Genomic DNA, 12,204 nt, shown 5'->3' with positions numbered 1-12,204 from the left:
AGATTTGGATGTTTCGCTACAGACAGGCGCTTTCCGCGGGCAAGCATCAAGCCTCCTCGTCAGCTGCTAGTTGCGTGCGGGGTCTTGATTTGTCTTGCGTTTCCCGCAGGAGTCGCCTGTCTTTCGCTCTATAGATAACTCTTCATTAGTATTTGACATCAAACAAACTTGGAATATCCAAATATTAAATGTTTGTTATTTTTTGCTACACTTTGAATTATGAAATTGATTCTGAAAAATAATATAATAGTTATATTTTTGCAATAAAAGTTGTCTATACTAATTGAGAGTTCAAAAACTGATTCTGTTTCTTGTTATTTAAATCGCTTTTTAGAAGCAATGTGAGAAGCTTTTTGCGTATTTGCAAAATGCCACTTTGTTACGCTATGAAGAATATCTTCACCTTGCGCTAATAATATTTTTGCAGCTACTTCATCTACTTGATGGCTTGCACCTTTTGGTAAAGTGATCCCGATTTGCTTGCTCAATTTATCCATTTCTTGTAAGAATGCGCATCGAGCTAAAATAGATGCAGCCGCTACTGCTAAATGGATTTGTTCTGCTTTCGTGGCAAATAATACGTTTTCAGTAACAACTTCCTTTTCATTCTTAAGATAATTATAGTAAGTTTTTCTTTCAGCAAATTGATCAATTAGAACATATTCTGGTTTTTCAGGTTCAATCTTAGCTAAAAGTTGTCGGATTGCTTGGTTATGAAGCTGTGCTTTCATCTTACCTTGTGAAGTACCAGCAGTTTGAACAAGATTGTACTTTTCATTATGTAATGTTAGTACACAGTGCGGTAGAGTAGCTTTAAGGTCAGATGCAATATTTAACATATATTCATCTGAAAGCATTTTAGAATCTTTAACACCCAACTCTTTTACTAATTCAATTTTGTCTTGTGGTACATAAACGGCTGCTACAGTAATAGGTCCAAAATAATCGCCCGTTCCAGTTTCATCAGAGCCAATGACAGATAAGGAGGATAAGTTTTTAGGCAACGTATCTCCCTTTGATAACGTCTTAGTAGGCGTATCTTCTGCTTGAGTTTTCCACTGTTCGGCTTCGCGTTCACAACCGCCACCCTGGAACATCACTTTACCAGATGAATAGATTGTGATCGCACAGTCAGCAAGCTTTGCGGCAAATATAACGCCAGGTGCTTTGCGATCTACTATATTTTGAGAATAGAAGTTCATCACTTCTTTTTGCACCTTTGGAGTTAGTTTAATTACAATATTAGACATATTTTATATTCCTTTCTTCTTAAATAATTCACAACTCAGACACTTCATGTTATCATAAGAAATAGGACTTTAAAGGAGGTTAAGGCTTTGTCAGAGCAACGAAAAAATCGAGTTTCAGTTGAAATCTACGCTCAAACTTATAATATAGTTGGGACAGAATCGGCAGGACATATGCGATTTGTAGCGGCAACTGTAGACGATCAAATGCGTGAAATTAAACGTAAGAATCCAAGCCTCGACAGTGCCAAGCTAGCCGTCCTCACTGCTTGCAATGCAGTAAACGATTACTTAAAATTAAAAAACCGAGTAGAAATACTAGAATCAGAATTGAAAAATTTAAAGGATGAAGTGAATGGTTGATTTAATCATAATTATTTTATTATTTGCTGGATTAGTCAGTGGTATTAGAAGAGGTTTAGTAGTACAGCTAATCCAAATGGCTGGTTTTTTAATCTCAATTATTGTAGCTTATCTCTATTATAAACCATTAGCGGAAAAATTAGTTCTATGGATACCATACCCTTCCGTTGATGAAAATACTACATTAAAATTTGCTGTAGAGCAATTAGATATAAGCCAAACATTCTATCAATTATTAGCGTTTGCGTTAATATTCTTTGTGGTTAAGTTTGCCATACAAATTGTAGCATCATTATTTGACTTTTTAAGACATATTCCATTCCTAGGAGGATTAAATCGTATCTTAGGTGGATTTTTTGGATTCATTGAGGCGTATTTGCTTATTTTCATTGTGCTATATGTATTGGCACTACTTCCAATTGAAGGAATCCAAAAATATATAGATAGTTCATTCTTAACAAAGTTAATACTCGAATACACACCAATCATATCCAAAGCATTCCAAAATTTATGGTTTGTTTATATGAAATAAAAAGTAGAATTAGACTTCTCTCTTTAGAGGGAAGTCTTTTGTTGATAAGGAGGAATATACGATGAATAAAAAGACAATCATTCATACACTTGAGAAAATTGCCATCTTTTTAGAACTTCAAGGTGTCAATCCTTTTAAAATAGCAGCATTTCGTAAAGCGGCAGCCGCATTAGAGACAGATACAAGAAGTATAAACGAAATTGAAGATATCACTAAAATTAAAGGGATTGGTAAAGGAACAGCTGCTGTTATTCACGACTTAATAGAAAATGGTCGATCAGAGGTACTTATTCAATTAGAACAAGAAGTTCCAAAGGGGTTACCTCCATTATTAAAATTACCGGGCCTTGGTGGCAAGAAAATCGCTAAGCTTTATCAAGAACTTGGTGTAGATTCAGCAGAAAGTTTGAAAAAAGCATGTGAAGAAGGAAAAGTTTCTGCTCTTTCTGGTTTTGGAAAGAAAACAGAAGAAAAAATTTTAAAAGAGCTCGAGAGTTTTGGAAAAAGAGCGGAGTTTCATCCAGTATGGTTGTTAGAAGAAGTCGTTGCTGACATCGAAAAGGTTTTACATGAAATACCTGAAATTGAGCAATCATCTGTTGCTGGAAGCTTTAGACGTGTAAAAGAGCAAAGTAAAGACGTTGACTTTATTATTGCAACAAGTAATCCAGAAGCTGTAAAAGAAGCATTATTATCAAAGTTAATAACCAAAGAAATTATTGCGGCAGGCGATACCAAAATTTCGGTTACCCTACAAACAGATGATATCAATGTTGATTTTCGTTTAGTTACACTTGATGAATATGCAACAGCGCTTCACCATTTTACTGGTTCAAAAGAACATAACGTGCGGATGCGTCAAATTGCAAAAGAGCGTGGCGAGAAAATTAGTGAATATGGGGTAGAGCAAACGGATGGATCTGTTTTAACATTTAATTCTGAAAAAGAATTCTTTGCTCATTTTGATTTGCCATTTATCCCACCTACAGTAAGAGCAGGTAATCATGAATTTGATCGTTTAGATGAGATTCCTAAACTTGTGCAACTAACTGATATCAGATCAGATTTACATATGCATACAACGTGGTCTGATGGAGCGCATGCGGTTCATGAGATGGGGGAAGCATTGATTGCTAAAGGCTATCAATATGCAGTAATTACGGATCACTCTCAATACTTAAAAGTTGCTAATGGACTTACTCCAGAACGATTAGTAGAACAGCGCAAAGAAATTTGGGCTTTCAATGAACAGCACCCTGAATTTCGTTTGTTAGCAGGTACAGAGATGGATATTTTACCGGATGGATCTCTTGATTTTGAAGACGATGTTATGGCGGAGCTAGACTTTGTCATTGCTTCGATTCACTCTAGTTTTTCACAGCCACAAGAGAAAATTATGGAACGACTTCTAAATGCGATGAAAAATCCACATGTTGATATGATTGCACATCCAACAGGGCGTGTTATTGGTCAAAGAGATGGTTATAATCCTGATATAGCTCAACTTATTACATGGGCAAAAGAATATGGTAAAATTTTAGAGTTAAATGCAAATCCATATCGTTTAGATCTATGTGTAGAACATTTAGAAATGGCTTACAAAGCAGGAGTTCCTATTGCAATTAACACAGATGCACATGCCATCGAGCAACTTCGTTTTATGGAAATTGGCACAAAATATGCTCAAAAAGCATGGTTGAAAAAAGATAATATCGTTAACACTTGGTCGCTAGATGACTTTGTGAAGTATATAGAGAAGAAATAGGAGGTGTCTTTTTAGTGATAGCAGAACGCGCACTAAAAACACTAGAGTTTGATAAAATACGAGCACAAATAGCAACTTATTGTACATGTTCAATCGGAACATCAGCAATTGAAAAATTAACTCCTGAGATAGATTTATTAAAAGTAAAAGCATTGTTAGATGAGATGGATGAAGGTCTTTCTATTCTTCGAGTTAAAGCAAATGTGCCAATGGGAGGGATTTTCGATATTCGCCCACATGCAAAACGCGCGCAAATTGGTGGCATGCTTAGTCCTCAAGAATTGATGGAAATTTCAAGTACGATTCGATCGAGCCGAATATTCCGAGAATTCATCGAAGATATTGAAGCAGAAGGTGATATTCAAATCCCTTACTTTATCCAAAAGAAAAATGATATCCCAGTTCTAACGGGACTACAACATGAGATCAATTCTTGTATCGATGAAAATGCAAGTGTAATGGATTCAGCAAGTTCTGAATTACGTTCAATCCGACAACAACTTCGAGCACAAGAAGGCCGTGTACGTGAAAAATTAGCAAGTCTAACCCGTGGTAGCAATGCTTCCAAAATGCTATCTGATTCTATCATCACAATTCGTAACGATCGTTTTGTTATTCCTGTAAAACAAGAATACCGTGGCCATTATGGTGGTATCGTGCATGATCAATCAGCTTCTGGTCAAACACTTTATATTGAACCAGATGCTGTAGTACAAGCGAATAACGAAATTCACCGTTTAAGAGCAAAGGAAAAAGTAGAAATCCAAAAAATACTGCTTCATCTTTCAGCTTTAGTACAAGAAGTGGCGCATTCATTGTTTTCATTAGTTCAATTGCTAGGAGAAATCGATGTTATTTTAGCAAAAGCTAAATATGGTCAAGCCAATAAATGTACAATGCCAATTATGAATGATGAAGGTTATATTAAATTAGGAAAAGCACGTCACCCACTACTACCAATCGATGTAGCAGTCGCAAACGATATTGAATTCGGCCGTGATATTACAGCAATTGTGATAACTGGTCCAAATACTGGTGGTAAAACGGTCACATTAAAGACAGTTGGTTTATGTACGCTAATGGCACAGGCTGGAATTCCAGTACCTGCATTAGATGGATCAGAGCTTTCCGTATTTACACAACTATTTGCTGATATTGGTGATGAACAATCGATTGAGCAAAGTTTATCTACATTCTCTAGTCATATGGTGAATATTGTTGATATTCTACAACAATTCGATGAACATTCACTTGTCTTATTTGATGAATTAGGTGCGGGGACTGACCCTCAAGAAGGAGCAGCTCTTGCGATTTCAATTCTAGATGAGGTACATGGTAGAGGTGCTCGCGTAATGGCGACCACACACTATCCTGAGTTAAAAGCTTATGGTTATAATCGTCCAGGCGTAGTTAATGCAAGTGTTGAATTTGATGTGGAAACATTAAGTCCTACATATCGCTTATTAATTGGTGTTCCTGGACGAAGTAACGCCTTTGAAATTTCTACGCGTCTAGGTTTACCGGATCATATTATTAAGAGTGCTAAATCCTTTACAGGAACAGATCGTCATGAAGTTGAGTCAATGATTGCATCATTGGAAGAGAGTCGTCGAAGATCCGAAGCAGATGCAGAACGCTCACATCAACTTCTTGCAGAAGCCGAAAAACTTCAAGCTGAACTTGATGCTAAGTTAAAAGACTACGAAGAAAGCAAGGATGAGTTAGCGAAAAAAGCGAAAGAAAAAGCGCGTAAAATTGTTGAAGATGCCAAGAGAGAAGCAGAAGAAGTCATTGATGAACTTCACAAAATGCGTTTAAACGCCAATAAAGTTGTCAAAGAGCATGAAATTATCGAGGCTCGCAAACGACTTGAAGAAGCTACTCCTGCTGAAAATCGTATTTTGAAAAAGCAACGTCAAGCAAATGCTCGTGCAGTCAACCTTCAAAAAGGTGATGAAGTGAAAGTATTAAGCTATGGTCAAAAAGGAATCTTACTTGAAAGAGTATCTGATAATGAATGGATTGTTCAAATTGGGATTCTGAAGATGAAACTCGATGAATCAGATTTAGAATTTGTTAAACCCGAGAAAGTAAAAGAATCGGTCTCGGTAGCAAATGTTCGTAATCGAGATTCATATGTTAAACTTGAATTAGATTTACGTGGTGAACGCTACGAAGACGCAATGATTCGTACTGAAAAATACTTGGATGACGCCTTACTATCAAATTATAATCGAGTATCCATTATTCACGGTAAAGGTACTGGTGCATTGCGACAAGGAATACAATCACTACTTAAACGACATAAACGCGTTAAATCATTCCGTTACGGCGAAGCGGGTGAAGGTGGCTTCGGTGTGACTGTTGTTGAATTAAAATAGAGAAAGAATATTTGGGGGTGGGATTGCATGTTGCTGAGTAGCTTTTGGCATCAGCCTATTGTTGAAACAACAGGCTATTTTAGTGTAGTAGTACTTTGTCTTGTTGTGGCCATGGTAATATTCGAGCTTGTTACTAAATATAAAAATTGGCAGGAAATAAAAAGTGGCAATGTTGCGGTTTCCTTAGCAACAGGAGGTAAAATATTAGGGGTTTGTAATATTTTTCGCTATTCCATAGAACGTCATAATTCACTTATAGAAATGATTGGATGGGGATTGTTTGGATTTACTTTACTCATTATAGCTTATATTCTCTATGAATTTTTGACGCCTACGTTTAATATTGATCATGAAATTGAAAAGGATAATCGATCCGTAGGTTTTATTTCCTTTACAATTTCTGTTGGTTTATCATTTGTAATAGGAGCTAGTATTTCTTAGCAGTTTAGGAGAGTAAGTATGGAAACTTTAGCAAAAGTGTTGATGGTTGTATGTGGACTTTTCATCATAACAGGCGTTGTATATTTATTATTACATTAGATAAAAGCTCAAACAGTTCACCTCTGTAATAGCTTTATAGTGGTAAAAGATTAGGCGTATGCCTAATCTTTTTTTATTAGCAAATAGTAGAGAAATTCTCGAATAGGTAATATATATCTAGGAAAAACACAAAAAATAATAATTTCCGATTGAAAGCGTTGCCGATATTACTTATAATTAAAGTTAGAAAAATTCTAACTATTTGTAAAATACAGGGGGCGTATCAATTGACTGAAAAGATTTGGTTAAAGAACTATCCGCCTAATATTCCTACAACAATGAAGTACGAAGAAATTCCGTTACAAGAATATTTGACGAGGGCTGTTGAGAAAACTCCTACAAAAGAAGCGATTCATTTTCTGGGTAAAGATATTACGTATAAAGAGTTATATGAATCCTCGTTAAAATTTGCAAATTATTTAGTTAAAATTGGGATCGAAAAGGGAGATCGTGTGGCGATTATGCTACCGAATTGTCCACAAAGTGTTATTGCATATTATGGTATTTTATATGCTGGTGGAATTGTTGTTCAGACGAATCCACTGTATACAGAACGTGAAGTTGAATATCAGTTAAAGGACTCTGGTACAAAGTTAATTGTTACATTGGATATTCTCTACCCAAGGGTTATGAAAGTTTGGAAGAATACAGATTTAGAAAATATCATTGTTACAGGTATTAAAGATTATTTACCGTTTCCAAAGAATCTATTGTATCCTTTTGTTCAGAAAAAAGAATATGGCTTTAAAGTGAGTGTAGAGCACAGTGGGTCAAACCATCTTTTTTCAGAAATCATGAAAATTGGTGATGTAAAATTAATCGAATTAGCTTCTAATTATGAAGAGGACATCGCTTTACTTCAATATACAGGGGGAACAACAGGGTTTCCAAAAGGTGTGATGTTGACGCATAAAAACTTAGTCGCAAACGTACAAATGTGTAGTGCTTTTCTGTGTGAATGTATATTAGGAAAAGAAGTCATTATGGGGGTATTACCATTTTTCCATGTATATGGGATGACAACCGTATTACTTCTCTCAGTAATGCGAGGAGATAAGATGGTGTTAATGCCGAAATTTGATGCGACTGAAGCGTTAAAAATGATTCAAAAGCATAAGGCGACATTATTTCCAGGCGCTCCAACTTTGTACATTGGTTTACTGAACCATCCTAATCTAAATAAGTACGATCTTTCATCCATTAAAGCATGTATTAGTGGGTCGGCTCCTTTACCAGTTGAAGTACAAGAAAATTTTGAAAAAGTAACTGGGGGAAAGTTAGTTGAAGGTTATGGTTTAACAGAATCTTCACCAGTAACACATTCAAACTTTATATGGCACGGGGAAAGAGTGAAAGGATCAATCGGTGTACCTTGGCCAGATACAGATGCTGCTATATTCAAAGTAGACACGATGGAACCACTACCAATTGGTGAAATTGGTGAAATAGCTGTAAAAGGGCCACAAGTGATGAAAGGATATTGGAACCGTCCAGAAGAAACCGAGATGACATTACGGGATGGGTGGTTGCTAACTGGAGATTTAGGCTATATGAATGAAGATGGCTATTTCTTTGTAGTCGATCGTAAAAAGGACATTATTATTGCGGGTGGTTTTAATATATATCCCCGAGAAGTGGAAGAAGTTTTATATGAGCATGATGCAATACAAGAATGTATAGTTGCGGGTGTACCAGATCCTTATCGTGGTGAAACAGTAAAAGCCTATATTGTTTTAAAAGCTGGATATCAAGTATCTGAAGAAGAACTTAACAAATATTGCAGGGCAAATTTGGCAGCATTTAAGGTGCCACGCATATATGAATTCCGTACAGAATTGCCAAAAACTGCTGTTGGTAAAATTTTGCGGCGAACTCTTATAGAAGATGAAAAAACAAAGCTAGAACAAACAATCTAAGGTATGCAATAGCCGACTTGACAATCTACCGTTGAAAATATATCATGAAAACATGAATGAATGGTCATTCATAATATTTTCATAATAAACCGGTGGTGATCATATTGAACAAAAACAAACCAAAATACAGACAAATTATTGACGCTGCTGTCATCGTAATTGCGGATAATGGTTATCACCAAGCTCAAGTTTCCAAAATTGCAAAACAAGCTGGCGTCGCGGATGGAACAATTTATTTATATTTTAAAAACAAAGAAGATATATTAATTTCCGTATTTAAGGAAAAAATGTCTGTTTTTGTAGATAACTTACAGGATATAATTAAAGAGAGCACTTCAGCGTCTGAAATGCTTTATCGGATGATTGAAGGACATTTTAAGGTGCTATCTGAAGATTATCATTTAGCTATTGTTACTCAATTAGAACTTCGTCAATCCAATAAGGATCTACGTTTGAAAATTAACAGTATTCTTAAGGAATACCTTGAATTGCTTGATGAGATTTTAAAAGAAGGTATTCAAGCTAGAGAATTTATGGAAGAGATTGATATTCGTCTTGTTAGACAAGTGATCTTTGGAACAATCGATGAAGTATCAACAACCTGGGTAATGAAAGAGCAAAAATATGATTTAGTTGCAATGGCACCTCGCGTTCATGACATTTTATTAAAGGGGATTCAAAAAGCTTAAATGGAGTGGCGAAGTTCACAACTTTGCCACATACATATTTTTCAACAAAGGAGGATAAGGGGAATGGAATATCTAAATTATATAGTGGAAGAAGGGGTTGCAATAGCAACCATTAATCGCCCACCAGCAAATGCTTTATCTCGTGCGTTAATAGAAGAGGTAGATCAATTACTAGATGCTGTTGAAAAAGATGTAGATGTACGAGTTGTTTTGTTACATGGGGAAGGCAGATTCTTTTCTGCCGGTGCTGATATTAAAGAATTTACTGAAGTATCATCGGAAAAAGAGTTTGCAAAATTATCAACACATGGACAAGATGTTTTTGAGAGACTAGAGAAGTTTTCAAAACCAGTGATTGCTGCGATTCATGGTGCAGCTCTAGGTGGTGGACTAGAGCTAGCAATGAGCTGTCACTTCCGTTATGTGAGTGAAACAGCAAAATTAGGTTTACCAGAATTGCAACTGGGCTTAATTCCTGGTTTTGGAGGAACTCAACGTCTCCCACGCTATGTTGGCGTAGCGAAAGCAGCTGAAATGATGTTTACAAGCGATCCAATTTCAGGTGTGGATGCAGTAAAATGGGGACTTGCAAATCTTGCTATACCAGAGGAATCTTTATTACAAGAGTCATTAAAAACTGCAAAGAAAATTGCAAAGAAAAGCCCGATTGCTTTAAAAACAGCGATTGAAATGTTGCAATTTTCAAAAACAAATTCTTTCTATGATGGGATTTCAGCTGAGGCAGAAAGATTTGGAACCGTTTTTGTTACAGAAGATGCTAAAGAAGGAATCACTGCATTTATCGAAAAAAGACAGCCTGTTTTTAAAGGACAATAAAAGTATTAGGGGGTAAGTTATATGAACATTTTTGTATTAGTTAAACGAACTTTTGACACTGAAGAGAAAATCGTATTAAACGGTGGCGCTATTCAAGAAGATGGTGCGGAATTTATCATCAATCCGTATGATGAATATGCAATTGAAGAAGCCATTCAAATTCGAGATGCACAAGGTGGGGAAGTAACAGTTGTAACAATTGGCGGAGAAGACTCCGAGAAACAACTACGTACTGCCTTAGCAATGGGTGCCGACAAAGCAGTACTAATCAATACAGAAGATGATGTAGAAGAGTTAGATCAATTCTCTGTAGCATATATTTTAGCCGAATACTTGAAAGATAAAGATGCAGATTTAATTTTAGGTGGAAATGTAGCAATTGACGGGGGATCTGGTCAAGTTGGTCCTCGAGTTGCTGAATTACTAGATATAAATTATATAACTACAATTACAAATCTTGAAATTGATGGAGATGTAGTTAAAATTGTGCGTGATGTAGAAGGGGACTCAGAAGTAATTGAAACTTCGTTACCTTTATTAGTTACTGCACAACAAGGATTAAACGAACCGCGTTATCCTTCTTTACCGGGAATCATGAAAGCTAAGAAAAAACCATTAGAAGAACTAGAATTAGATGATTTAGATATTGATGAAGATGATGTAGAAGCGAAAACGGAAACAGTTGAAGTTTTCTTACCAGCACAAAAAGAAGCTGGTCGTGTACTACAAGGAGAACTACAAGATCAAGTAAAAGAACTTGTTCAATTACTACATTCAGAAGCGAAAGTTATTTAAGCTGATATACATTGCTGAGGAGGGAATCACATGACAAAAAAAGTATTAGTATTAGGTGAAGTACGTGAAGGAACTTTAAGAAATGTTTCGTTTGAAGCAATTGCAGCAGCAAAAACAATTGCTGAAGATGGTGAAGTAGTTGGCGTTCTAATCGGAGATGCAGTTGAAGCATTAAGCTCTGAAATTATTCAATATGGTGCAGATCGAATTGTTACTGTAGAGCATCCACATTTAAAACAATATACTTCTGACGGTTTTAGCCAAGCATTCAAAGCAGTTGCTGATGCAGAAAATCCAGATGCAATCGTATTTGGACATACAGCTTTGGGTAAAGACTTATCACCTAAAATTGCAAGTAAATTGGGAAGTGGATTAGTTTCAGATGTTACTGCAATTGAGGGTGAAGGTGAAGATGCGCTGTTTATCCGACCAATTTACTCAGGCAAAGCATTTGAGAAAGTGAAAGTAAAAGAAGGTATTGTTTTTATCACAATCCGTCCAAATAATATTGCACCACTTGCAAAAGATGAATCTCGCTCAGGTGAAGTTTCTAGCTTGTCTATAGAAATCACTAATTTACGTACTGTTATTAAAGAAGTTGTACGTAAAACAACTGAAGGTGTAGATCTATCTGAAGCTAAGGTAGTTGTGTCTGGTGGTCGCGGTGTGAAGAGCGCTGAAGGTTTTGCACCATTGCAAGAATTAGCTAAACTATTAGGTGGTGCAGTAGGAGCTTCCCGCGGTGCTTGTGATGCTGATTATTGTGATTATTCATTGCAAATTGGACAAACAGGTAAAGTTGTTACGCCAGATTTATATATCGCTTGCGGTATTTCTGGAGCAATTCAACATTTAGCAGGGATGTCCAACTCTAAAATTATCGTAGCAATCAACAAAGATCCAGAGGCTAATATTTTCAAAGTAGCTGACTATGGTATCGTAGGCGACTTATTTGAAGTTGTCCCAATGTTAATAGAAGAATTCAAAAACGTAGCAGTTAAATCGTAATAACTGATGAAAGCTCTGCAAAAACAAAATTGCAGAGCTTTTTTTCTTTATACTAGCTCCGTTATAAAGGTGATCACTCCTGCGGGAAAAGCAAGCGAATCAAGACCCCGCAGCGCAATTAAGGAACGGAG

11 protein-coding genes are annotated in these 12,204 nt (G+C 36.2%); 10 read left to right on the top strand and 1 reads right to left on the bottom strand.

All coding sequences use genetic code 11. From position 1 onward, the window contains the following. Positions 1–314: 314 nt before the first annotated feature. Positions 315–1,250, bottom strand: coding sequence for a ribonuclease HIII (gene rnhC / locus ABE048_RS16000; RefSeq protein WP_430312273.1), 936 nt, complete (start codon positions 1,248–1,250; stop codon positions 315–317). 87 nt (positions 1,251–1,337) lie between these two features. Here rnhC and zapA point away from each other — a divergent pair, with 87 nt between their 5' ends. From zapA to ABE048_RS15950, 10 genes are all read left to right on the top strand, one after another. Then, entirely contained in the window at positions 1,338–1,610 is a 273-nt protein-coding gene (zapA, locus tag ABE048_RS15995) for a cell division protein ZapA (protein WP_430312272.1), read from the top strand. After that, positions 1,603–2,142 carry a CvpA family protein gene (locus tag ABE048_RS15990; RefSeq protein ID WP_430312271.1) on the top strand — a complete coding sequence of 180 codons (540 nt, stop codon included), beginning with the start codon at positions 1,603–1,605 and terminating at the stop codon, positions 2,140–2,142. The genes zapA and ABE048_RS15990 overlap by 8 nt, the downstream gene beginning before the upstream one ends. 61 nt (positions 2,143–2,203) lie before the next feature. Then, positions 2,204–3,907 carry a DNA polymerase/3'-5' exonuclease PolX gene (gene polX, locus ABE048_RS15985; RefSeq protein WP_430312270.1) on the top strand — a complete coding sequence of 568 codons (1,704 nt, stop codon included), beginning with the start codon at positions 2,204–2,206 and terminating at the stop codon, positions 3,905–3,907. Positions 3,908–3,921: 14 nt separating this feature from the next. After that, positions 3,922–6,288, top strand: a complete 2,367-nt coding sequence (locus ABE048_RS15980; RefSeq protein ID WP_430312269.1) for an endonuclease MutS2 — start codon at positions 3,922–3,924, stop codon at positions 6,286–6,288. Between the two features lie 27 nt (positions 6,289–6,315). Next, the gene (locus tag ABE048_RS15975; protein ID WP_430312268.1) at positions 6,316–6,729 is read left to right on the top strand and encodes a DUF350 domain-containing protein; all 414 of its coding nucleotides are present in this window, start codon (positions 6,316–6,318) and stop codon (positions 6,727–6,729) included. A gap of 326 nt (positions 6,730–7,055) precedes the next feature. Beyond that, complete coding sequence (locus ABE048_RS15970) at positions 7,056–8,744, top strand: AMP-binding protein (RefSeq protein WP_430312267.1); 1,689 nt, start codon at positions 7,056–7,058, stop codon at positions 8,742–8,744. 104 nt (positions 8,745–8,848) lie between these two features. Then, positions 8,849–9,433, top strand: a complete 585-nt coding sequence (locus ABE048_RS15965; RefSeq protein ID WP_430312266.1) for a TetR/AcrR family transcriptional regulator — start codon at positions 8,849–8,851, stop codon at positions 9,431–9,433. 63 nt (positions 9,434–9,496) lie between these two features. After that, positions 9,497–10,270, top strand: coding sequence for an enoyl-CoA hydratase (locus tag ABE048_RS15960; RefSeq protein ID WP_430312265.1), 774 nt, complete (start codon positions 9,497–9,499; stop codon positions 10,268–10,270). A gap of 21 nt (positions 10,271–10,291) precedes the next feature. Then, positions 10,292–11,065 (top strand): electron transfer flavoprotein subunit beta/FixA family protein, encoded by a 774-nt coding sequence (locus ABE048_RS15955; protein WP_430312264.1) that lies wholly within the window; start codon positions 10,292–10,294, stop codon positions 11,063–11,065. A gap of 30 nt (positions 11,066–11,095) precedes the next feature. Then, positions 11,096–12,073: an electron transfer flavoprotein subunit alpha/FixB family protein gene (locus tag ABE048_RS15950; RefSeq protein WP_430312263.1), complete on the top strand. Its 978-nt coding sequence runs from the start codon at positions 11,096–11,098 to the stop codon at positions 12,071–12,073. Positions 12,074–12,204: the final 131 nt, after the last annotated feature.

Origin of the sequence: Rummeliibacillus pycnus, assembly GCF_050459865.1 — a bacterium.
GTDB classification, from domain to species: domain Bacteria; phylum Bacillota; class Bacilli; order Bacillales_A; family Planococcaceae; genus Rummeliibacillus; species Rummeliibacillus pycnus_B.
Note: the sequence above shows the minus strand (reverse complement) of the source record. Positions and strands in the feature narration are given on the sequence as shown.